Source organism: Pseudomonas sihuiensis, from assembly GCF_900106015.1.
Classification (GTDB): domain Bacteria; phylum Pseudomonadota; class Gammaproteobacteria; order Pseudomonadales; family Pseudomonadaceae; genus Aquipseudomonas; species Aquipseudomonas sihuiensis.
On the sequence record NZ_LT629797.1, the window covers coordinates 2,197,340 to 2,217,848 of the forward strand.

Consider the following 20,509-nt stretch of genomic DNA (forward strand, 5'->3'; position numbering starts at 1 on the left):
TACCACTCACGTTCTCCATTCCCAATGGAGGCAACGAGGAATTCCCATGACAGCTGTCATTTCCTGTATTGACGGATCGCCGTCTTCAGCCGCCGTATGCGACTACTCCGCATGGGCCAGCGTGCGCCTCGCCGCCCCCCTGACCCTGGTTCATATCCTGGAAGAAACACCGAAAGCCCCTACCGACTTTACCGGCAGCATTGGCCTGGGTAGCCGCGAGCATTTGCTGCAAGAGCTCGCGGAGCTTGACGAGAAACGTGGTCGCTTGGCGCGCGAACACGGTCAGCACCTGCTGGAAGCTGCCAAGCATCGCCTCGACCAACTTGGCATCATGCATCCCAAAGCGGTACAGCGGCATGGCAACCTGGTCGACAGCCTGAAGAAGATGGAAGACGACATCCGCCTGCTGGTCATCGGCCGCCAGGGCGAGCACAGCGAAAATCTTTTCGAGCACATAGGTGGTCACGTCGAGAACGTCATACGCACGCTGCACCGCCCAGTCCTCGTGGTTCCGACCGACTTCGTGATGCCGCAGTGCTTTCTGGTCGCTTTCGATGGCAGTGCCAACGGCCGTCGCGTGGTTGAGCGTCTGGTTCAGAGTCCACTGCTCAAGGGCCTCGACTGCCACGTGCTGATGGTCGGCGAGCCATCAACCGAACATCAGGCGCAACTCGACTGGGCAACTGGCCAATTGCAGCAGGCCGGCTATACCACCTACTCGAAAACCTGCCAGGGTGATGTCGAGGATGCGCTGGAAAGCTATTGCCAGGACCAATTCATCAGCCTTCTGGTCATGGGGGCTTACGGTCACTCGCGGATTCGTCAGTTCCTGGTCGGCAGCACCACCACCAACATGCTGCGCCGGGCCAAGCTGCCCCTGCTGATGTTGCACTGACCCCCACCCAAACCGGCGGGTCACAACAACGAGGGGCCCGCCACAACGGGCGTCTCTGCGGTACTACGCACTACCGATGCGGCGCTTTTCGTTCCAGCAGCCTCGACCTGCGAGGCTCGAAAGAGGAATTCATGCATGCCCGAGGCACCTATATCGCCAAGCATCAACTATCTCCGCAACGACTCCAGCCTGCATCGCCTGATGTTGGAACTGCTGGAAAAAGCCGATATCCGCATAGGTGGAGATCGCCCCTGGGATCTGCAGCTCAATGGCCCTGGCCTGCCCGAACGCGTATTCGCCCAAGGCAATCTGGGACTTGGCGAGGCCTACATGGAGGGCCTTTGGGACGCTCCGCAGCTCGATGAGTTCTTCCATCGACTGCTCGCAGCCCACCTCGACCAACACGTACAGCCTTTGCGGCTGATCTTCCATGGACTGCGCACGCGCCTAGTCAACCTGCAAAGCTTCAGACGCGCCTGGCAGGTGGGCGAAGCTCACTACGATCTGGGCAACGACTTCTATGCAGCCATGCTCGACCCGCGCATGACCTACACCTGCGGTTACTGGAATAAAGCGGCGACCCTGGCCGAGGCGCAAGAGGCCAAGCTGGATATGATCTGTCGCAAGCTCAAACTGGAGCCCGGTATGCGCCTGCTCGATATCGGCTGTGGCTGGGGCAGCCTGATGGGGTTTGCCGCCGAGCATTACGGGGTCGAGTGCATAGGCGTGACCATCTCCAAGGAGCAGGCCGCCTGGGCCAAACAGCGCTATGCGGGTCTGCCGCTGGAGTTTCGCCTGCAAGATTACCGTGAAGTCGAAGGCCAGTTTGATCGGATTGCCAGCGTGGGCATGTTCGAACACGTGGGGCGCAAGAATCACCGCACCTTCATGGAGGTTGCACATCGCTGCCTTGCCGACGATGGCTTGTTTCTGCTGCACACTATCGGCAAGAACATGCGCCACAGCACACCGGACCCCTGGATCGACAGGTACATCTTCCCCAACGGGGATCTGCCGTCAGCTGGCCAGATCGGTGATGCCGCGGACAATCTTTTCGTAGTCGAGGATCTGCATAACTTCGGTGCCGACTATGACCGCACGCTCATGGCCTGGTACGAAAATTTCGAACTATCCTGGCCCAGGTTCTCTGACGAACTCGGCGAGCGTTTCTATCGCATGTGGCGTTATTACCTGCTGTCGTGCGCTGGAGCCTTTCGCGCGCGCGATATCCAGCTTTGGCAGTGGGTGATGAGCAAAGAGGGTGTCCCAGGAGGCTACTCACGGGTTGTGATGTAGCACCGCGATTGCGGGGTGCGATTACCCGGCACCTCTGGTAGGTTTGCTGCATGGGGCTGCCAATTCCGTGCGTTTCCTATCCGCACTTCCCCATGACGCAATGCACCAATACAAGGAAAACGTTATGACCTATGTGATGGCTTGCATCGACGGCTCTCCTTCTGCCACCGCAGTATGCGACTACGCGGCCTGGGCTAGCCTGCGACTCGATTGTCCCCTGGCATTCCTGCATGTTCTCGATGAGAACCGCTACCCAACCAACAGTAACCTCAGCGGCAACATCGGCCTGGGCAGCCGCGAGCATCTGTTGGAAGAACTGGCCGAACTCGATGCCCGGCGCAGCAAACTCGCTCTCGAAGAAGGCAGGATCATGCTGGAGGCTGCGAAACAACGGGCGCAGCAAGACGGTATCAGCAGTCCGCTGGTCAAGCAGCGTCATGGCGACTTGGCTGAAACCTTGGTGGAGCTGCAAGAAGAAATCCGCCTCGCAATCATCGGTAAGCAAGGCGATCACACCAGTGCCGGCGCACAGGTCGGCAGTCACCTGGAAAGTGTATTGCGTACACTCAGCCGTCCGGTGCTGGTGACCCCCACCGCCTTCAAACAGCCTGAAAGCGTGATGCTCGCCTATGACGGCCGGCCGACCATGGATAAGGCCGTCCAACTGATTGCGGGCAGCCCATTGTTCAAAGGCTTGCCCATCCATCTCGTGCTGGTCGGCGCGGATACCAACGACGCCTGGGAGCAACTCAAGTCCGCGAAAGAGAAACTCAAGGCTGCGGGCTTCGATGCCCAGATAGCCATCCGTGCTGGCGAAGTGGAACCTACCCTGCACGCTTACCAGAACGAGCATGCCATCGATATGATCGTGATGGGTGCGTACAGCCGCTCCCGTATCCGTGAGTTCCTGGTCGGCAGTACTACTACCAAGATGCTCAGCACCTCCCGCACCCCTCTTCTGCTGTTGCATTGAAGGGAAGCGGCCATGAGCGATGAGATCGACCTGGAGCACTTCCGCGACTTGCTACAGGCCCGCTTGGCGGAACTGGACAGCCTTGAATCCGCAGCGCAATCGCGGGACTCCATCGAGTTGGATCAGAGCAAGGTAGGTCGACTCTCGCGCATGGATGCCCTCCAGCAACAAGCCATGCTGGATGCCAACCGGTTCCGTGGCAGACGGGAGCGCCTGCGCATTGAGGCAGCGTTTCGACGCATTGCCGAAGGCGATTATGGCTACTGCGCCCAGTGCGATGAACCTATAGCCCTTGGCAGGCTGAACTTCGACCCGGCAACGCCGCTATGCATCGCGTGCGCGAACAAAGCCGACGATAATTAGTCATCTCATTACCACCCAGAAATGCCTAGCGATGAACCCCGCGACGCCTAACCCATTTGATTTAAACCTCTATGCAACTGATTACTGAATTGATTCACCCCCAACTCAAATCCAGGCAAGGCAGAGTATTTCGTCGCCACGCCGCCCGCGGTATTGTTCTGCGAGAAGAGCAAATTCTGTTGCTCTTCACAGAACGATACAACGACTTCAGCTTCCCCGGCGGCGGCCTCGATACTGACGAGGACATCATCGAGGGGCTTGTACGCGAGCTCGAGGAAGAGACTGGCGCTCGCGACATACAAGTACTCCAGAACTTCGGCTACATCGAAGAGTACCGACCTTACTGGAAGCCGCAGTACGATCTGATGCACATGACCTCGCACTTCTACGTGTGCGATATAGCGCAACAGCTGCAGCCGGTCAGAATGGAAAGTCACGAGATCGCCAACGGTATGCGTCCCATCTGGGTCGATCTGCATGAAGCCATTGCGCATAACGAGGCAGTGATGCGTCGCCAGGAATCCTCAATGGGTCAATCAATCCAGCGAGAGACCTTCATGCTACGAAGAGTGGCTACCCAACTCCTGACGACCTGCTGAGCACTATGAAGAGCGGGGCTGACCTGAACCATGGCAGATGCCAATGAAGTAGCCAGTTAAAACTGGCCAGCAAGGAGAGCTCTGGCTAATGAAGTACATCGGGTCGGCATCCTGCCGGTTCGCACTTCATTAACCCAGCGTTCGGAGAACATTTCGTTAGCGGCCACCTGCCAACCTTTCAAGCTCGGCAGTCTCCGCTTCTCGGTGCACTCGAACCGATGAAATGTCCAGCTTCTCTACCAGCACTTCCTGATCCCGCTGTCCGGTTAGCTGGCCGACCAGCTCCCACTGCAGATCCAGCTCTTCATTGATAGCCTGCATGCGCTCGATCATGCGCTTGGCTGAACTCTGCAGTGCTGCATCCTGGCTTCGCAGCTGTTCGAAGGCCATTGCGGTTATGGATGCGGTCATGTGGGTCATGCCGCGAGCCATGAGGCCCAGCAACTGGATCAACTGCTCTTCCTTGGCAGACATGGCGTACTCCTCCAGAGGCTGATTACAGCGTAGCTGATGAGTTCGCTGATTACGGAGGCAAGGCTGTAAGCCAATAGCCATATCTGGAGTGAGACCTCTGCCCTCCTACCCCGTAAGCCACGAGATTGACTGGCCCACCTCTCAACCAACTACGCCACAGTAGGTTGCCATCCTGAAACCCTCGGGCTAGAGTGCGCCCGTCGTGGTAAATCCCACGGCCGGGTGTAGCAACCTAGGAAACCAAGATGCGGCAGCGTCATAGCGCATAGCCAGTGCCCCGGCACTGCGTTATCGCGTCTCTATGGCGGGCCGTACGGGGCAGGCTTTTGCCTGGCCGGTTCCCTTGGTTCCCGGTTTGCTACCCCCGTGCGGTCCGCCTCCATATTGTGTAGCAACGATTGGTGGCGGCTCCTTAATCGAACCAAGGAGCATAAGGAAAATGCGCTACCCCTTTTTTACCCGAGAGCTCCGCCTTGGGCTTCAGGTCTTGCTGTTCACCTCTGATCCGGAGGTGCGCCATGGCTGAGTTCGAATCCTGCGTTGTACCTTTCCCGCTGCAGCGAAGCCCGTTGCATGAATCCGAACGCTCTCCCCTACCCTCTGAAGCTGCAGCTGAACTGCGTGGCGTCATGCTCGGCAATCTGCTCGATCAACTGGCTGAACCTGAAGGCTTGCAGCCTGCGGATCTGCGCGTGCGCATCGCTGCTTACTCTGCGCTGGCTCTGCTCGATGAAATGGTCGTGCTCTATCGCCGCGCCCTCTCCGAAGTGCGAGGAGGTGCCAGATGAACAAGGGTGTGATGACCTACCTTCCACCTCACGACGGCCATCCAGGCCTGGAAATAGCCTGGGCGGCCGACTGCAGAGAAGCATTCAACCAGGGCGTGAGGCTGGCCCAGACCTGGCTCGATAACGCCCGCAGCGGATGGCTCTGGGCAGTGATGATCGCCGAGCGCGATCTGCTGCACTGCGCTATTGAGAGGCGAGCTTTTGAGGTGGGTTTTATGAGCCGTATCCACCAGCGCATGTGCTCGTACCAAGGCTGCGGTGAGCGCGCCAAGACCTGTACTACTGGTGACTACTTCGGGCACAGAAAGACCCTGACGCTCGCCGAAGCGAGGTGTCAGGGCTGACCTGAGCCATGGCAAATGCCAATGAAGTAGCCTGTTAAAACAGGCGAAGAAGGAAGGTTCTGAGCTAACGGAGTGCATGGGGTCAGCATCCTGCCTGTTCGCACTTCGTTAGCCCAGAGAACGGAGAATATTTCGGTAGCGGCCACTTGCCAACCCTGCTGGGTGACCATTGATCACATAGCGAGAACTTGTTTCCTGCCCCTCTACCAGAGCAGGGGTTCTTGCCCCCTCAAAATCAAGAAAAATAGACGGTTTCCACCCGGCCGCTGCGCTGGGTGGAGCCTCCGCGATTTTTCCTGATTTTTTCACGACCGCCTTAGTCGCCCTAGTCGGCAGGGGTTCATGCGCAGCGCAAGCGCAGAACCCTGAAGACGAAGGAGCGAAATCCATGAGCGAATACATCAGGATCTACGTTGCCGACCTGGCCGCCTACAACGCCGGTCACCTGCATGGCGTCTGGATCGATGCCACCCTGGGGCTGGACGACATTCAGGCGCAGGTCAGTGCCATGCTGGCAGCCTCACCGGTCGAGAGTGCGGAGGAATACGCCATCCTCGACTTCGAGGGCTTCGACGGCTACCGCCTCGGCGAGTATGAGGGCCTCGAAAGCGCCCACGAGGTCGCCTGCTTCATCGAAGATTACCCCGAGTTTGGCGGCGCCCTGCTCGCTCACATCAACGACCTGGAGCAGGCGCGCAAGGCAGCCGAGGAAGATTACTGTGGCTGCTACAGCTCGCTGTCTGACTACGCGCAGGAACTGACCGAGGAAACCACCAGCATTCCACAACACCTGGCTATGTATATCGACTACCGCGCCATGGCCCGCGACATGGAATACAGCGGCGACGTGTTCACTTTGGAGGCCGGCTTCGAGCAGGTGCATGTGTTCTGGAATCGCTAACCCAGCGGAAGGCACCGGGGCGACCCGGTGCCTTGTTTTTTGCGCCCCTGTCCTGCCGGCCACCCGCGCGCCCCACCCGGAAGACTGATGCACGGGGACGCGCCCCCGTCGATCAGCCTGGAGCAACCACATTATGCTGCCAGTTGATTGAGACCGTTACGGTCTTACGGTTTTGCCCAAATCCGTCGATCCGTAACCACGGATTTACGGATTTGTGGGGAAGCGGATTTACGTTTTTACGGATTTACAGAAATCCGCCGTTGCGGTTTTCCGGTTTTGTGGAAAGCCGCAGATCCGTATACCCGCGGGGCTACGTGGGCGGAGCTTGGCGTGCTTGGGCACCATGGCCGGTGACGCGCGTAGATGGGCGTACTCGGTCAGCGTCCAGACCTTCCCGGTATCAATCCTCGCCCCTCCTGCCTGCGCATTCGCCCAGACCCAACCCGGCATGATCGAGCGCGATGGCTGCCGCACGGTGCACCTCCCACGTCAACGGAGGACACACCATGTCGCAGTCAACCAATCTTTCCCATCACTCGCGTCGCATCGATCTCGATGCCCCGCTGCATCGCAAGGCCGGGCCAACGGCGCATGCCATGCGGCCTGTGGAGGGCGCTGACGAGGCCCAAGCACCACAGACCTGCCCTGCCCCTCGCTACCTCACCAACAACGAAGCCGCGGCCTTCCTGCGGCTGTCGCCGCGCACGCTGGAGAAGCAGCGGGTGATCGGCGGCGGGCCGCGCTTCCACAAGTTCGGTCGGCGAGTGATGTACGCGCTCGCCGATCTCGAGACCTGGGCCGGTGAGCGCAGCTTCGAGACCACCTTCGATCCCGAATACATCGACCGCCACCCGGGAGCGCAGCGTGATGATCAGTGAAACCTTCGCTCATGAGTCGTCAGCACCTCGATTCGGCTCCGCAGATCAAGCAACTGGATCTTTTCCGCGCCCTGCCGGGAGATATGGCGCCACGAGATGCCCAGGATCTGATGGCGCATCCGTTCTTCTCGCTGGCCAAGTCGCGGCGCACCGTACCCATCGACTTTCGCTCGGGCGAGGTGACGGTGCGCGTGGAGGGCACGCGGGAGCATGGCATCGCCACGATCTGGGATGCCGACATCCTGATCTGGGCGGCCAGCCAGCTTGTCGAGGCGCGCGATGCGGGCATCCCCACTTCGCGACTGATGCGTGCAACGCCTTTCCAGATCCTGCGCTTCATCGGCCGCGGCACCTCGCTGCGCGACTACCAGCGCCTGAAGGCGGCACTGGATCGGCTGCAGTCGACCAGCGTGGCCACCTCGATCCGAAAGACCACTGGCCGACGCTTGCACCGTTTCTCCTGGATCAACGAGTGGAAGGAGCTGGCCGCAGCGGATGGCCGGCCACTGGGTATCGAGTTGATCCTGCCGGACTGGTTCTACAGCGGTGTACTGGATCAGGCGTTGGTGCTGACCATCGACCCGGCCTACTTCCGCCTCACCGGCGGCATCGAGCGCTGGCTGTACCGCCTGGTGCGAAAGCACGGCGGCAAGCAGGAGGACGGCTGGCAGTTCGACTTTCGCCACCTGTACCGCAAATCCGGCAGCTCTGCGCGCTATTCGGACTTTGCTTTGGATGTGCGTGCTCTGGTCGCCCGGCAGCCACTTCCAGGGTATCGCCTGGAGGTCGTTCACCTGCCCCCATCGACCGAGCTGCTCGCCTTCCGGCGCGTGCCGTAAACGGCACGGGGATAACTTGCGGAAAAGCTGTGAATGCAGTCGTGCTATCAGGCGCAACCGGGCTCGTGCTATCAGGCGCATCCCCATCGTGCTATCAGGCGCACGGACTCCGCTACAGGCCACGACTGGCGCGGCTTTCAGCTCCCCTTAACTTAACTAACTTAAAAGCTCTAACTTGTTATTGGGGCAGCGCCTATGTGTGGACAGGTGCTGATCAGGGCAGTCTGGCCGGGGAGATCCGGCCATGATCGTCGCCCTTCTCAACCAGAAAGGCGGGGTGGGCAAGACCACCCTCGCCACCCATATCGCCGGCGAACTGGCCCTGCGTGGAAAGAACGTCATCCTGTTCGATGCCGACCCACAGGGCTCGGCACTGGACTGGACACAACGGCGCAGCCAGCAAGGTTTGCCGAGATTGTTCAGCGCCGTCGGCCTGGCGCGCGAAACGCTGCACCAGGAAGCACCGGAGCTGGCTCGTCGCGCCGATCACGTGATCATCGACGGACCACCGCGCATCGCCGCCCTCGCCCGCTCGGCGCTGCTGGCAGCGGATCGCGTGTTGATCCCGGTGCAGCCTAGCCCCTACGACCTGTGGGCCAGCGCGGAGATGGTCAACCTGATCCGCGAGGCGCAGGTGTTCAGGCCGACGCTGCGCGCGGCGTTCGCCATCAACCGCCGCGTCAGCACCACGGTGATCGGCCGCGAAGCGCGCGGCGCCTTGGCCGAGCAACCGCTACCGGCGATGCAGGCCGAGGTACGCCAGCGCATCGTCTTTGCCGAAAGCGTGGCAGCCGGTCGCCTGGCACGTGAACTGGCGCCGGACAGCGCCGCCGCGCGCGAGGTCAGCAGCCTGGTCGACGAGTTGCTGAGGTGGTCGACATGAGCGGCAAGCGCATCGGTATCGGTGCACGCCCGTTGGCCGATCCGCAGGCCGAAGCCTGGATACGTCAGGGCGCCACCGTCGACAACGGCAAGGTCGAGCGCTATAGCGCCCGCCTGACATTGGATGTCACGCCAGCACTGCGTACGCGCATCAAGCTGGCGGCCTTCGACCGTGGCGTAACCATGGCAGAGATGCTGCGCGAAGTGCTGGAGCGGCAGTTCCCGGAGGCTACGTCATGACGTTTGGTGCTTGCGGCGTGCGGTGGCCACTGGCGCTGCTCGCAGGCAGCCTGGCTGCCCTGGGTTGGGCGGCGCTCACAACGTCGCCACCGCGGCTGGTCTACAACGCGTCCGACAGCGTGCCCGTCGGTTGGTATCGCATTTCGCCAGCCAACTCGTTGGCACCGGGCGATATGGTGCTGGTTCATCTGCCGCCGGAGGTTAGGTCGCTGGCAGCGCAACGCGGCTACCTGCCGGCGAACGTGCCGTTGCTGAAGACCTTGGCGGCAGTGGCGCCGCAGCGGGTGTGCATGCAAGGCAGTCAGGTGCGTATCGATGGCGTGCTTATGGCCAGGCGTTTGAGGTGGGATCGACAGGGTCGCGCGCTGCCAATCTGGCAGGCCTGTCGGCGCCTGGTTGGCGATGAGCTGTTCCTGCTCAGCAGCAGCAACCCAGCGTCGTTCGACAGCCGCTACTTCGGTCCGATATCCACCGACGCGGTGATCGGTCGGGCGCAGCCCTTGTGGCTGGAGTCGCGTCGATGAGCAGGTCTTCTGCGTGTCGATCCGCCTGCCGACTGCATGCGCCCGGTGTGTGCGATAGAGGGCCGCCTGGCTGCAGATACCTCTGCCCTCACCTGCCGACCAGGAGCTTTGGAAGTCACCGTCCCGCCTCTCCTGATTACCCAACTCAGCAGCGCCAAGGCACGGAAAAAGCGGAGGGCAAGATAAAAGGGGGCGGCACTTCGTTGGCCCGAAGAGCAGTCTGCACGGGGGTTGGTGGCAACACAGAGCCTACGTCGCTAGGTGCCGAAATCGTGTTCGCCCCACAGCGACACTGGCTTAGAAGCGTGCCTGACACGCCGTACTGCGATCAGCTTGGAGGAGTCTAAACATGACCAAGGGAAGCCGTCCGGACGACGAATTACGCTTTCGCCCGCAGCCAGGCAAGCCGCAGCAACGCGGCCAACCCTTCGTCAACCAGGTGCTGCGCCAGGCCAACAAGGCCGGTACCGGCAAGCCGCGCAAGGCAGGCCACCAGCCCGGTGCCCGCCTCGGCCGCGGGCATGTCGCCGCCCGTTTCAGCGCGCAGCAACTGCCGTCCAACGCCCGTCGCGTCACCATCAAGACGCGCCTGGTGAACCTGTGCCAGGCCGGCAAGCGCTCGACGCTCAGCCACCTGCGCTACATCGAGCGCGACGGCGTCAGTCGTGAGGGCGATCCGGGCCAGGCCTACGGGCCGCTGACCGACCAGGCCGACATTAATGCGTTCGAGGAGCGCGGCCGGGACGACCGCCACCAGTTTCGCTTAATCGTCTCGCCCGAGGATGCCGAGCTGCTCGATGACCTACGCACCTACACCCGCCACCTGATGAGCCGGGTGGAGGCCGACCTCGGCACCCGCCTCGACTGGGTGGCGGTCGACCATTGGAATACCGACAACCCGCACACCCATATCGTCCTGCGTGGCAAGGACGACACCGGCAAGGACCTGGTGATCGCCCGCGACTACATCGCCGAGGGCATGCGCAACCGCGCCTCGGAGCTGGCCACCGAATGGCTCGGTCCGCGTACCGAACTGGAGATCCAACAGAGCCTGCAGCGAGAGGTGCAGCAGGAGCGTTTCACCAGCCTGGATCGCACCCTGCTGCGCGAACACCAGACCGGCGTGCTCAGCCTGAAATCGCTCGCCAACCATCCGCGCCGGCAGTTGCTGATCGGCCGCCTGCAGCAATTGCAGAAGCTTGAACTCGCACATGAAGTTCGGCCAGGACAATGGATCCTGCGTGACGACGCCGAGGCCACTCTGCGTACCATGGGCGAGCGCGGCGATATCGTGCGTACGATGCAGCGGGCCATGGGTAGCCTGCAGCGCGAGCTGGCGGTCTTCGAGCCGGGCAAGGATGGTTCTGTTGTGGTCGGTCGGATCATGGCCAAGGGCCTGGCCGACGAGCTAAACGACCGTGGCTATCTGGTGGTCGATGGACTCGACGGCAAGGCCCACTACCTGAGACTGCATGCCCGCGCTGAGCTGGCCGACTACCCCATTGGCGGCCTGGTGGAAACACGCAGTCCGAGCGAACCACGTGCGGTGGATCGGTCGATTGCTTCGCTGGCTGCGGGCGGCCTTTATCGCACCGATCACCACCTGGCCCTGGCACGCTCGCAGTCGAGCGACGGGCATGACACCGAGGCATTGGTCGAGCGCCATGTACGGCGTCTGGAAGCCCTGCGCCGGGCCGGTATCGTCGAGCGGTTGGCCGAGGGTGTCTGGCGGGTGCCGGCCGACCTGCCCGAGCAAGGCCGGCAGCATGATGCTCGCCGCCTGGGCGATGTCGCCGTCCAGCTGCGCACGCCGCTGCCCCTCGAGCAGCAGGTGCGCGCCGTCGGTGCGACCTGGCTGGACCAACAGCTGATCGGCGGCAGCCGAGAGCTGGTCGACACGGGCTTCGGCAAGGAGGTGCGCGAAGCGTTGCGGCAGCGCGCCGACTTCCTGGTGGTACAGGGACTGGCCCAACGCCAGGGCCAACGCGTGGTGCTCGCACGCAACCTGCTGGCCACCTTGCGCGGAAGGGAGCTGACCGCGGTAGCGCGCGAGATCTCGGCGCAGACGGGCCTGCAGTACCGCCCGGCAGTCGATGGCCAGCGCGTCAATGGGATCTACCGACGTAGCGTGCAGTTGACCAGCGGCCGTTTTGCCCTGCTCGACGATGGCATCGGCTTCAGCCTGGTGCCGTGGAAGCCGGTGATCGAGCAGAGGCTCGGGCAGAGCGTGTCGGCGCTAATCCAGGGCAACAGCGTCTCCTGGCAACTGGGTCGCCAGCGCGGGCCGTCGATTGGTTGAGCAACAGGCAGCGGGGCCTACACCAGCGACGGCTCCTGCTGCAGCCACTGCTCGAAGGATTGGCTGTGCGGCTTACCCTCCTTGGCCGCATAGTAGACCAGGCGCAGGTGGCGGTCCTCGTCGATGGTCAGCGTGGTGTGTTCGAACACCACCTGGCCAACTGCTTCGATGTACAGGTGACGGATCCCCTGGCACGGGCCGTGGATGTCCTGCTGTCGCCACCATTCTCTGAAGTCCGGCGAGGCCTTCTCCAGATCCTTCACCAGCGCGGCGATATCCGGATCCTGGGTCGCCCGCACGAAGTCACGGCGGAAACTGGAGAGGATCTGCAGCGCCTGCTCATCCCAAGGGTTGAAGAGCTCGCGCATGGCCGGGCTGGTGAACAGCATCCACAACAGGTTGCGGCGGTCCGCCGGCAGCGCGGAGAAACCGAACACCCGATCTGCAGCGGCGTTCCAGGCCAGCACATCCCAACGCAGGTTAAGCACGTAGGCCGGACGTGACGTCAGATCCCCCATGAGGCGATGAATCAGCGCCGGCACCGTGCACCAGGTCTTCCCTGGCTCTGGCGGGAGGCGCTGGTGAGCGAGCAGGAACAGGTGACGACGCTCGGTGGCATCCAGCTTGAGCGTGCGCGAAAGGTTGTCGAGGAAGGTCGCGGAAACGCTGATATCCCGGCCCTGCTCAAGCCAGGTGTACCAGGACAAACCCACCCCGGCCAGGGCCGCGACCTCCTCGCGACGCAGCCCCGGCGTGCGCCGTCGACTGCCGGCGGGCAGACCCACCTCCTCCGGCGAAATTCGTTCGCGGCGACTACGCAGGAATTCGGCCAGCTCTACCCGAGTGCGTTCGGCTGTGCGAGGCGCGCTCATCCGGTTACCTCCAGTACTAGGATAAACAGTCAAATTGTAACCCCTATAAATCCCGAGAAGAATAGCCCGACCTGGCCGCAATTACCCGTGCCAGGGCTCTCGCTTGATGAGGAACCACACAGAGACGTGTCATCAACTCGCTAAGGAGATAAACGGATGTACCAAGCACTTCTTCGGGAACAACTGGAGACATTGAAGTCCTCCAACCAGTACCGCACCTTCACCACCCTCAGCCGCATCTGCGGCCAGTACCCGCTGGCCAAACTGGATGGCCGTGAGCAAGAACCGGTGGTGGTCTGGTGCAGCAATGACTACCTCGGGATGTCGCAACATCCTGCAGTGCGCGAACAGATGCACGATGCGTTGGAGACCTACGGAGCGGGCTCCGGCGGATCGCGCAATATCGGCGGCTCGCACGAGGTGTATTCCAGTCTGGAAGCTAGCCTGGCCGACTGGCACGGCAAGGAGGCGGCGCTGGTTTTCCCCACCGGCTTTGGCTCCAATGATGCCACCCTCCAGTGCCTGCTGCGGCGCATCCCCGACTGCGTGGTGATCAGCGATGAGCTGAACCACGCCTCCATCGTCAACGGCATTCGCTCCACGCCCAACGAGCGCAAGATCTTCCGCCACAACGATGTTGCGCACCTCGAGCAGATCCTCGCCAGCTACCCGCTGGGTCAGCCGAAGATCGTGGTGTTCGAGTCGATCTACTCGATGGACGGGGATATTGCCCCAATCGCTGAAATCGTTGCGATCGCCAAGCGCTACAACGCCCTCACCTACCTCGACGAGGTGCATGCGGTGGGCATGTACGGCCCACGTGGCGCCGGTATCGCCGCCGAGCTGGGTGTAGCTGATCAGGTGGACATCATCCAGGGCACCATGGCCAAGGCCATCGGTGTAATCGGCGGCTATATCGCCTCGACCCAGGTGATCGTCGATGCGGTGCGCTCCTTCGCCACAGGTTTCATCTTCACCACCTCACTGCCGCCGGCAATCACCGCAGGCTGCCTGGCCAGCGTCGAGCACCTCAAGGCCAGCAGTACCGAGCGCGATCGCCTGCATGCCCAGACCGCCAAGCTGCGCGAGCGGCTCAAGCACCATGACGTGCCGGTGATGCCCTGCTCGCAGACCCACGTGCTACCGGTGCGGGTAGGTGAAGCCAAGCGCTGCAAGGCAGCGGCCGAACGCCTGCTGCATAACTATGGTGTGTACCTGCAGCCGATCAACTATCCATCCGTGCCGGTAGGGACGGAGCGCTTCCGCGTCAACGCCACGCCGAACCACAGCGACGCGCAGATCGAGCACCTGGCGGTGTCGCTGAGGGAGACCTTCGACCACTTCAGCATCCCGCTGGCGTCCGAGGTGTTTGCTGCGGAGGTGGCCTGAGATGGACCAGTCCTTCCTCACCGTGCGCCCGGCGACCCAGGCCGACCTGGCCAGTTTGGTGGAACTGCGTGCGTATCTGCTGGACGGCACCAACGCCAGCTATTCGAGCAAGACACCGGAGGACGCGGCGCGCTGGCGGGCGGCCTACCGCACCTGGCTGAACAGCCGCCTGAACGACAGTGACTGCGTGCAAATCCTCGCCGCCGAGCACAGGGAGTCCGGCCAGGTGCTGGGCTGCGCGACGGCCATCATCGACCAGCGCGCGCCGGCGCCGGGCTGCCTCAACGGCCTATCCGGCTGGGTGCAATCGGTGGTGGTGGAGCCGCAGTGGCGCGGCCGCGGCATCGCCAAGCAACTGATGCAGCACCTGCTGCGCTGGTTCGCCAACCGCGGCGTCGGCTGCGTGGTGCTGCAGAGCACCGAGGCCGCCGGCACGCTGTACCAGGCCCTGGGCTTCACCGCCAGCGACGAGCGCCTGCTGATCCGTCAGGAGGCCTCGGCATGAAGATCCTGATCATCGGCCTGGGCTACGCCGGCAACCGTTACCGCCGGGCCTTCGAACATATCGCCACGAGCACCGGCCTGCCGCTGTCGCTAGCCTATGTCGGGCGCCGGCGGAAGGCGACTGAGCTGCCCTACTTCGACAGCGTCCCCCGCGCGCTGGAAGTCTTTGCGCCGGACATCGTGGTGGTCAGCGTCAACGACCACAGCCATGCGCCCGTGCTCAAGCAACTGGCCGGCTACCGTGGCTTCGTGCTCTGCGAGAAGCCGCTGGTCACGCCGGGCGACGACCTGGACGAGCTGCTCGGTGCATTGGATCAGGTCGGCGGCTTTGCCCTGGATCTGGTGGAGCGCTACTCGGACGCAACCCAGCAGTTGCGCGACTGGGTCGGGCGTCACGACTGGCAACTGGTGCGGGCCAGCTTCCACTGGGGCAAGGACCGCATCAACGACTACCGCCCGACCTGCGGTGTGACCAGCGAGGTGATCCATGCCCTGGATCTGGTCGGCTGGATCTGCCCGCGCGCCGGCCAGCTCCAGCTCGGTGGCGTACTCGGCGTGCGTTCGGACTTCTCCATCTCCGGCGCAGAGGTACTCGACACCGTGCAACTCACCGCCAGCATGGGCGAAGCACGGGTCACCGGTTACGCCAGCTTCGTCAACATCGTGCGCCAGCGCACCCTGGACTACAGCTTCGTCGACCACGATGCCCGGCTGATCCATGCGCGCCTGGTGTTCGACACGCCGCGCTGGGATCAAGACCAGTTGCGGATCTGGACGCGCGGCGCCGACGGCGCCGAGGAGCTGTTGCACGAGTTCGCCACCGCCCCCGACGAGCCAGGCCTGGACACCCTGCACAAGCTCTCGCGGCTGTGCCGGCAGGTGGTGCGCGCCGTGGCGCTCAAGGAGCCACCCCGTCAGCCCTTCGCCGGCCTCGACACCGCAGTGACATTGCAGCGCCTGCTCAACGAGCTTGAAACCCATGCCCAAACCCCAGCACCGGCGCGCTACGTCCTTGGTGAGACGCGCGTGCTGCTGGCCGAGGACAGCGACCTGGAAAGCCTCGGATAAAACACGTTCACAAGGAGAAGACTATGTGTGGAATCGCTGGATGGCTGTCCTACAGCCAGAACATGGACGCGCAACGTGACACCCTGCAGCGCATGACCGACACCATGGCCCTGCGCGGTCCCGATGCCGGCGGGCTGTGGATCGACGGGCCGGTCGGGCTGGGCCATCGCCGGCTGTCGATCATCGACCTCGAAGGCGGTCGTCAGCCAATGACGGCAATGCATGGCGGCCTGCGTGAGGTCGCCGCCATCACCTACAGCGGCGAGGTCTACAACTTCCGCGAACTGCGTACCGAACTGCAACGGCGCGGGCACCACTTCGAAACCCGCAGCGACACCGAGGTGGTGCTGCGTGCCTATGTGGAATGGGGCGAGGGCTTCGTCGAGCGGCTCAACGGCATGTATGCCTTTGCCCTCTGGGACCTGCGCACGCAAGAGTTGCTGCTGATCCGCGACCGCATGGGCGTCAAGCCGCTGTACTACTACCCCACCGCGGACGGCGTGGTGTTCGGCTCCGAGCCCAAGGCGCTGCTGGCCAATCCGCTGGTGCCACGCAAGGTGCGCGCCGATGGCTTGCGCGAGATCCTGGAGATGGTGAAGACGCCAGGACATGCCGTATTCGCCGGCATGCGCGAGGTGATGCCGGGCGAGATCGTGCGGATCAATCGGCAAGGTCTCTTCCGCCGCCACTACTGGAAGCTGGAGGCGCGCGAGCACACCCATTCCCTGGACGAGACCATCCGCCATACCCGCGACCTGCTGGAGGACATCGTCGACCGCCAGATCGTCGCCGACGTGCCGCTATGCAGCCTGCTCTCCGGTGGCCTCGACTCCTCGATCATCACCGCACTGGCCTCGAAGAAGCTGCTCGCCGCCGGCAAGGAGAATATCCGCTCCTTCTCCGTCGACTTCGTCGACCACGGCAGTGGCTTCACCGGCGATGCGGTACGCGGCACGCCGGATGCGCCCTTCGTGCGCGACCTGGTGGAGAAGATCCGTTCCAGCCACCAGGAGATCGTTCTCGACAGCCGCGAGCTGGCTGATCCGGTGTTGCGCGCGCAGATCGTCCGCGCCCTTGACCTGCCGCCCGCCTTCTGGGGCGACATGTGGCCATCGCTCTATCGCCTGTTCCAGGAGGTACGCAAACACTCGACCGTAGCCCTGTCCGGCGAGAGCGCGGACGAGGTGTTCGGTGGCTACCGCTGGTTCCACGACCCTGAGGCGATCCAGGCCGACACCTTCCCCTGGCTGACCTCGGTCACCGGCAAGTACTTCGACGGCAAGCCCCTGTTCGACCCGGGCCTGCTGGCTCAACTGGATATGCAGGGATTCCTGCACGACAGCTACGCCCAGGCCATCGCCGAGGCGCCGGTACTGCCGGGCGAAAGTGCGGTGGACCGGCGCATGCGGCAAATGAGCTACGTCAACCTGACCCGTTTCGTACAGACCCTGCTGGATCGCAAGGACCGCATGAGCATGGCCGTGGGCCTCGAGGTGCGCGTGCCTTTCTGCGATCACCGCCTGGTCGAGTACGCCTTCAACATCCCCTGGGCGCTGAAGGCCTTCGACGGGCGGGAGAAAAGCATCCTGCGCGCGGCGACCCGCGACCTACTGCCGGAGTCGATCAGCGAGCGGGTCAAGAGCCCCTACCCCTCGACTCAGGACCCGGCTTACGAGCAGGCGCTGCGTGAGGCGCTGGCCGCCATCCAGGCTGATCGGAACGCGCCGGTGACGCCGCTGCTCGACAACGACCGAATCCAGCAAACCCTGGCCAGGCCGCTTGGCAGCGTCTCGCCCATGTACGAGCGCATGGGCATGGAGCTGGTGGTCGGCCTCAACACCTGGCTGGGCGAATACGACGTCAGCCTCGAACTCTAGTCCCCAACCGGATGCGGCCCCGGTTCGGGGCTGCATCCCTCGGTTCATCCACCCACGCAACTCCAATGGAGCGCAAGCGAGCCTGAGCATGCACACACCCAACCAATCCCCCATCTACTTGATAGCGCTGGGGGCCTTCGCCCTCGGCATGGCCTCCTATGTCACCGCCGGCCTGATCCCGATGATCGAGGCCTCCTTCGTGGTGTCCGTCGCGGTGGCCGCCCAGTTGGTCACCGCCTTCACCCTGGCCTATGGGCTGGGGTCACCGATCTTCGTCGCCCTCACCCCGGCCCATCGCCAGCGCGCCGGCCTGCTGCTGGCCCTGGGCCTGTTCGTCATCGCCAACGCGGCCAGTGCGCTGGCCGAGAGCTTTACCACGCTGATGGTTTGGCGCGCGATCGCCGGCATTGGCGCCGGCGTCTACCTGGCCATGGGCATTGGTGCCTCGGCCGCCGTATCGGCGCCGGAGCGCCGCGGCAAGGCCATCGCCATCATCATGGGTGGCATGGCCAGCGGCGTGGTGCTGGGCGTGCCGCTCAGCCTGCTGATCGCCGAGCAGATGGGCTGGCAAGCCGCCCTGTGGCTGGTCACGGTGCTCGGTCTGGTGGCCTTCTTCGGCCTGCTGCTCAAGCTCCCGGCATTGCCGGCGGCCACCGCCACCACCCTGGGCCAGAAGCTGGCGATCCTCGGCGACGGTCATGTGCTGGTGATCCTGCTGGTGTCCCTGCTCGCCGCCATCGCCAGTCTCGGCATGTACACCTTCATCGCCCCGCTGCTGGCTGACCCGGCCTATGGCGCGGTGCGTTCGGTGACGCCCTATCTCTGGGTCTGGGGCATCGGTGGTGTGCTGGGTAGCTTCCTGATTGGCCCGCTAGTGGATCGCATCAAGGGCCCGGTGCTGACCTTCGCCATCATGCTGATCCTCGCCGTTTCGCTGTTTGCGCTGCCGCTGACGGCCGCACTCAGCACCTGGCTGGTGATGCTGCCCATCGCGGTCTGGGGCGCTGTTGGCTGGGCCCTGCAAGTGCCACAGAACAACGAGCTGATCCTGGCGCGCCAGGCCCAGGGCGACGGCAACCTCGCCATCGCCCTGAATGAGTCGGCGCTCTACCTGGGCAGTGCCATCGGTGCTGCAGCAGGTGGTTTCGTGCTGCTGTTGCAAATGCCCACCTGGACCCTGGCCGCCTTCGCTGGCGGTGTCGCTGTGCTGGGCGCCCTGCTGCAGATCGTCAACCTGCGTCGCCAACCGCGCTGGACCGGCAGGGTTCAAGCCGAACCCTACAACTGAGCCATAAGAAGGAGGAAGGGCTGTGGAACTGCGCCACCTTCGCTGTTTCATCGCCGTTGCAGAAGAACTGCACTTTGCGCGCGCGGCCGCGCGCCTGCACATCGAACAGTCGCCCCTCTCACGGATCATCAAGGAACTGGAGTACCGCCTGGGCGTCCAGTTGTTCGAGCGCACGACGCGCCGCACGCGCCTGACCTGGGCGGGCAAGGTGTTGCTGGAGGAAGCCCGCCGCGTGCTGGCGGTCGTCGACCAGGCCAAGGCCAGCGTGAAGAGCGCGGCGGCTGGGTATCGCGGACGCATCCGCGTGGCCCTGTCGGACGGCATCCCCCAGGCACGCCTGGCCGCCCTGCTCGCCCAATGTCGCGAGGAAGAGCCGGAGATCGAGATCTGCCTGTCGGACGTCACCTTCAGCGAACAGGTCCGAGGTTTGAATGACGACCTGTTCGATATTGGCCTGGCTCAGTCGGATGAGGTCGGTGATGGGCTGATGGCCGAGCCGGTCTGGTTCGATCCGCTGGTGGTGGCAGTGCCGACCCGTCATCCCCTGCTGAGCTATCGACGCGTGCCACTCGAGGAGGTCGTGCGCTACCCGCTGGTGCTCTGCGATCCGAAGGTCTGCGAAGGGTTCTGGCAGCAATTGCAGCGTGTGCTGGGCGCCGTGGATACGCGCCTGACCATCGCCGACCGTGTCCCCACCCTGGACCTGATGATGGCGCTGGTGGCGGCAGGTTACGGGCTGGGATTCTCCAGCCTGGCGCGCATCACCGAACTCAACAATCCGGACGTCGTGGCCCGGCCGCTGGCCGGCTGTCCCGCGATGCTGACCACCTACCTGATACGGCGACACGGTGAACCGGCCGAGCAGTTGGCGCGGTTTATCGGGAGGGTGAGTCCGGAAGCAAACCAGGCGTTGCTGCCTGATCACGCATCACAGAAGGAGATTGCTTGATGAAGAAGATGTCGTTGCTGCTGACCGCCATGGTGTTGGGCGCATGCGAAAAACCGATGCCGGTTGAATCGGCTGAAACGCTTGCCGAGAATCCCAAGCGCCTCGATGAGTTGCGACTGCAGTGTCGAGATGATCAAGCGAAGCTGGGTGAGGCCCAATGCAATGCGGTTGGCCACGCCCAACGCATACGCTTTATGGGCAAAGGCACGCCTTACACTCCATACCCCGTCAAGCTCTTCCACTCTGGCGCCGAAGATGGACGCTAGC

At 63.2% G+C, this 20,509-nt stretch carries 23 protein-coding genes; 21 read left to right on the forward strand and 2 right to left on the reverse strand.

Going from position 1 to position 20,509, the window contains the following annotated elements; genetic code table 11:
- Positions 1-46: 46 nt before the first annotated feature.
- The 5 genes from BLT86_RS10365 (at position 47) to BLT86_RS10385 (ending at position 4,126) form a co-directional block, all read left to right on the forward strand.
- A complete protein-coding gene (locus BLT86_RS10365) occupies positions 47-895 on the forward strand; it encodes a universal stress protein (RefSeq protein ID WP_026088798.1) in 849 nt (282 codons plus the stop codon).
- Positions 896-1,030: 135 nt separating this feature from the next.
- Positions 1,031-2,191 carry a cyclopropane fatty acyl phospholipid synthase gene (cfa, locus tag BLT86_RS10370; RefSeq protein WP_017679288.1) on the forward strand — a complete coding sequence of 387 codons (1,161 nt, stop codon included), beginning with the start codon at positions 1,031-1,033 and terminating at the stop codon, positions 2,189-2,191.
- A gap of 124 nt (positions 2,192-2,315) precedes the next feature.
- The gene (locus tag BLT86_RS10375; protein WP_017679287.1) at positions 2,316-3,164 is read left to right on the forward strand and encodes a universal stress protein; all 849 of its coding nucleotides are present in this window, start codon (positions 2,316-2,318) and stop codon (positions 3,162-3,164) included.
- Positions 3,165-3,176: 12 nt separating this feature from the next.
- Entirely contained in the window at positions 3,177-3,527 is a 351-nt protein-coding gene (locus tag BLT86_RS10380) for a TraR/DksA family transcriptional regulator (protein WP_017679286.1), read from the forward strand.
- Between the two features lie 71 nt (positions 3,528-3,598).
- Positions 3,599-4,126, forward strand: a complete 528-nt coding sequence (locus BLT86_RS10385) for an NUDIX domain-containing protein (protein ID WP_017679285.1) — start codon at positions 3,599-3,601, stop codon at positions 4,124-4,126.
- Between the two features lie 156 nt (positions 4,127-4,282).
- On the opposite strand, the gene BLT86_RS10390 is transcribed toward BLT86_RS10385, so the two are convergent.
- Positions 4,283-4,600: a hypothetical protein gene (locus BLT86_RS10390; protein ID WP_017679284.1), complete on the reverse strand. Its 318-nt coding sequence runs from the start codon at positions 4,598-4,600 to the stop codon at positions 4,283-4,285.
- A gap of 518 nt (positions 4,601-5,118) precedes the next feature.
- On the opposite strand from BLT86_RS10390, the gene BLT86_RS10395 reads away from it, so the two are divergent.
- The 9 genes from BLT86_RS10395 to BLT86_RS10435 all read left to right on the forward strand — a co-directional run bounded on the left by BLT86_RS10395 (position 5,119) and on the right by BLT86_RS10435 (position 12,295).
- A complete protein-coding gene (locus tag BLT86_RS10395) occupies positions 5,119-5,388 on the forward strand; it encodes a hypothetical protein (RefSeq protein WP_010791781.1) in 270 nt (89 codons plus the stop codon).
- Positions 5,385-5,732, forward strand: coding sequence for a LasR-specific antiactivator QslA (locus BLT86_RS10400; RefSeq protein WP_017679283.1), 348 nt, complete (start codon positions 5,385-5,387; stop codon positions 5,730-5,732). The genes BLT86_RS10395 and BLT86_RS10400 overlap by 4 nt, the downstream gene beginning before the upstream one ends.
- A 388-nt stretch (positions 5,733-6,120) precedes the next feature.
- Positions 6,121-6,633, forward strand: a complete 513-nt coding sequence (locus BLT86_RS10405; RefSeq protein ID WP_014596876.1) for an antirestriction protein ArdA — start codon at positions 6,121-6,123, stop codon at positions 6,631-6,633.
- A 506-nt stretch (positions 6,634-7,139) separates the two neighbouring features.
- Positions 7,140-7,511, forward strand: a complete 372-nt coding sequence (locus tag BLT86_RS10410; protein WP_014596877.1) for a helix-turn-helix transcriptional regulator — start codon at positions 7,140-7,142, stop codon at positions 7,509-7,511.
- An 11-nt stretch (positions 7,512-7,522) separates the two neighbouring features.
- Positions 7,523-8,350: a replication initiator protein A gene (locus tag BLT86_RS10415; protein ID WP_014596878.1), complete on the forward strand. Its 828-nt coding sequence runs from the start codon at positions 7,523-7,525 to the stop codon at positions 8,348-8,350.
- A 244-nt stretch (positions 8,351-8,594) separates the two neighbouring features.
- Positions 8,595-9,233, forward strand: a complete 639-nt coding sequence (parA, locus tag BLT86_RS10420; protein ID WP_014596879.1) for a ParA family partition ATPase — start codon at positions 8,595-8,597, stop codon at positions 9,231-9,233.
- A complete protein-coding gene (locus BLT86_RS10425) occupies positions 9,230-9,472 on the forward strand; it encodes a hypothetical protein (protein ID WP_014596880.1) in 243 nt (80 codons plus the stop codon). Before parA ends, BLT86_RS10425 begins: the two co-directional genes overlap by 4 nt.
- Positions 9,469-9,996 (forward strand): S26 family signal peptidase, encoded by a 528-nt coding sequence (locus BLT86_RS10430; protein ID WP_092376483.1) that lies wholly within the window; start codon positions 9,469-9,471, stop codon positions 9,994-9,996. The genes BLT86_RS10425 and BLT86_RS10430 overlap by 4 nt, the downstream gene beginning before the upstream one ends.
- Positions 9,997-10,345: 349 nt before the next feature.
- A complete protein-coding gene (locus BLT86_RS10435; RefSeq protein ID WP_014596882.1) occupies positions 10,346-12,295 on the forward strand; it encodes a relaxase/mobilization nuclease and DUF3363 domain-containing protein in 1,950 nt (649 codons plus the stop codon).
- Positions 12,296-12,312: 17 nt separating this feature from the next.
- Here the strand turns inward: BLT86_RS10435 and BLT86_RS10440 are convergent, their stop codons facing one another.
- The gene (locus BLT86_RS10440) at positions 12,313-13,167 is read right to left on the reverse strand and encodes a helix-turn-helix transcriptional regulator (RefSeq protein ID WP_014596883.1); all 855 of its coding nucleotides are present in this window, start codon (positions 13,165-13,167) and stop codon (positions 12,313-12,315) included.
- Positions 13,168-13,323: 156 nt separating this feature from the next.
- On the opposite strand from BLT86_RS10440, the gene hemA reads away from it, so the two are divergent.
- From hemA to BLT86_RS10475, 7 genes are all read left to right on the forward strand, one after another.
- Complete coding sequence (gene hemA / locus BLT86_RS10445; protein WP_014596884.1) at positions 13,324-14,556, forward strand: 5-aminolevulinate synthase; 1,233 nt, start codon at positions 13,324-13,326, stop codon at positions 14,554-14,556.
- Between the two features lies 1 nt (position 14,557).
- Positions 14,558-15,061: a GNAT family N-acetyltransferase gene (locus BLT86_RS10450; protein WP_014596885.1), complete on the forward strand. Its 504-nt coding sequence runs from the start codon at positions 14,558-14,560 to the stop codon at positions 15,059-15,061.
- Positions 15,058-16,128 (forward strand): Gfo/Idh/MocA family oxidoreductase, encoded by a 1,071-nt coding sequence (locus BLT86_RS10455; protein ID WP_014596886.1) that lies wholly within the window; start codon positions 15,058-15,060, stop codon positions 16,126-16,128. The genes BLT86_RS10450 and BLT86_RS10455 overlap by 4 nt, the downstream gene beginning before the upstream one ends.
- Positions 16,129-16,151: 23 nt before the next feature.
- Positions 16,152-18,005: an asparagine synthase (glutamine-hydrolyzing) gene (gene asnB / locus BLT86_RS10460; RefSeq protein WP_092376486.1), complete on the forward strand. Its 1,854-nt coding sequence runs from the start codon at positions 16,152-16,154 to the stop codon at positions 18,003-18,005.
- Positions 18,006-18,093: 88 nt separating this feature from the next.
- On the forward strand, positions 18,094-19,293 hold the full coding sequence (locus BLT86_RS10465) for an MFS transporter (protein WP_092376489.1): 1,200 nt from the start codon (positions 18,094-18,096) through the stop codon (positions 19,291-19,293).
- Positions 19,294-19,315: 22 nt separating this feature from the next.
- Positions 19,316-20,242 carry a LysR family transcriptional regulator gene (locus tag BLT86_RS10470; protein WP_092376492.1) on the forward strand — a complete coding sequence of 309 codons (927 nt, stop codon included), beginning with the start codon at positions 19,316-19,318 and terminating at the stop codon, positions 20,240-20,242.
- A complete protein-coding gene (locus tag BLT86_RS10475; RefSeq protein WP_092376495.1) occupies positions 20,242-20,508 on the forward strand; it encodes a hypothetical protein in 267 nt (88 codons plus the stop codon). Before BLT86_RS10470 ends, BLT86_RS10475 begins: the two co-directional genes overlap by 1 nt.
- Position 20,509: the final 1 nt, after the last annotated feature.

Excerpts from the sequence above, each read along its gene's own strand:
- hemA (WP_014596884.1), top strand. The coding sequence starts at position 13,324 with ATGTACCAAGCACTTCTTCGGGAACAACTGGAGACATTGAAGTCCTCC.
- BLT86_RS10405 (WP_014596876.1), top strand. The coding sequence starts at position 6,121 with ATGAGCGAATACATCAGGATCTACGTTGCCGACCTGGCCGCCTACAAC.
- BLT86_RS10440 (WP_014596883.1), bottom strand. The coding sequence starts at position 13,167 with ATGAGCGCGCCTCGCACAGCCGAACGCACTCGGGTAGAGCTGGCCGAA.
- BLT86_RS10475 (WP_092376495.1), top strand. The coding sequence starts at position 20,242 with ATGAAGAAGATGTCGTTGCTGCTGACCGCCATGGTGTTGGGCGCATGC.
- BLT86_RS10415 (WP_014596878.1), top strand. The coding sequence starts at position 7,523 with ATGAGTCGTCAGCACCTCGATTCGGCTCCGCAGATCAAGCAACTGGAT.
- BLT86_RS10375 (WP_017679287.1), top strand. The coding sequence starts at position 2,316 with ATGACCTATGTGATGGCTTGCATCGACGGCTCTCCTTCTGCCACCGCA.
- BLT86_RS10425 (WP_014596880.1), top strand. The coding sequence starts at position 9,230 with ATGAGCGGCAAGCGCATCGGTATCGGTGCACGCCCGTTGGCCGATCCG.
- BLT86_RS10395 (WP_010791781.1), top strand. The coding sequence starts at position 5,119 with ATGGCTGAGTTCGAATCCTGCGTTGTACCTTTCCCGCTGCAGCGAAGC.
- BLT86_RS10410 (WP_014596877.1), top strand. The coding sequence starts at position 7,140 with ATGTCGCAGTCAACCAATCTTTCCCATCACTCGCGTCGCATCGATCTC.
- BLT86_RS10385 (WP_017679285.1), top strand. The coding sequence starts at position 3,599 with ATGCAACTGATTACTGAATTGATTCACCCCCAACTCAAATCCAGGCAA.
- BLT86_RS10380 (WP_017679286.1), top strand. The coding sequence starts at position 3,177 with ATGAGCGATGAGATCGACCTGGAGCACTTCCGCGACTTGCTACAGGCC.
- asnB (WP_092376486.1), top strand. The coding sequence starts at position 16,152 with ATGTGTGGAATCGCTGGATGGCTGTCCTACAGCCAGAACATGGACGCG.
- BLT86_RS10435 (WP_014596882.1), top strand. The coding sequence starts at position 10,346 with ATGACCAAGGGAAGCCGTCCGGACGACGAATTACGCTTTCGCCCGCAG.
- BLT86_RS10430 (WP_092376483.1), top strand. The coding sequence starts at position 9,469 with ATGACGTTTGGTGCTTGCGGCGTGCGGTGGCCACTGGCGCTGCTCGCA.
- cfa (WP_017679288.1), top strand. The coding sequence starts at position 1,031 with ATGCCCGAGGCACCTATATCGCCAAGCATCAACTATCTCCGCAACGAC.
- parA (WP_014596879.1), top strand. The coding sequence starts at position 8,595 with ATGATCGTCGCCCTTCTCAACCAGAAAGGCGGGGTGGGCAAGACCACC.
- BLT86_RS10455 (WP_014596886.1), top strand. The coding sequence starts at position 15,058 with ATGAAGATCCTGATCATCGGCCTGGGCTACGCCGGCAACCGTTACCGC.
- BLT86_RS10450 (WP_014596885.1), top strand. The coding sequence starts at position 14,558 with ATGGACCAGTCCTTCCTCACCGTGCGCCCGGCGACCCAGGCCGACCTG.
- BLT86_RS10365 (WP_026088798.1), top strand. The coding sequence starts at position 47 with ATGACAGCTGTCATTTCCTGTATTGACGGATCGCCGTCTTCAGCCGCC.
- BLT86_RS10400 (WP_017679283.1), top strand. The coding sequence starts at position 5,385 with ATGAACAAGGGTGTGATGACCTACCTTCCACCTCACGACGGCCATCCA.
- BLT86_RS10465 (WP_092376489.1), top strand. The coding sequence starts at position 18,094 with ATGCACACACCCAACCAATCCCCCATCTACTTGATAGCGCTGGGGGCC.
- BLT86_RS10390 (WP_017679284.1), bottom strand. The coding sequence starts at position 4,600 with ATGTCTGCCAAGGAAGAGCAGTTGATCCAGTTGCTGGGCCTCATGGCT.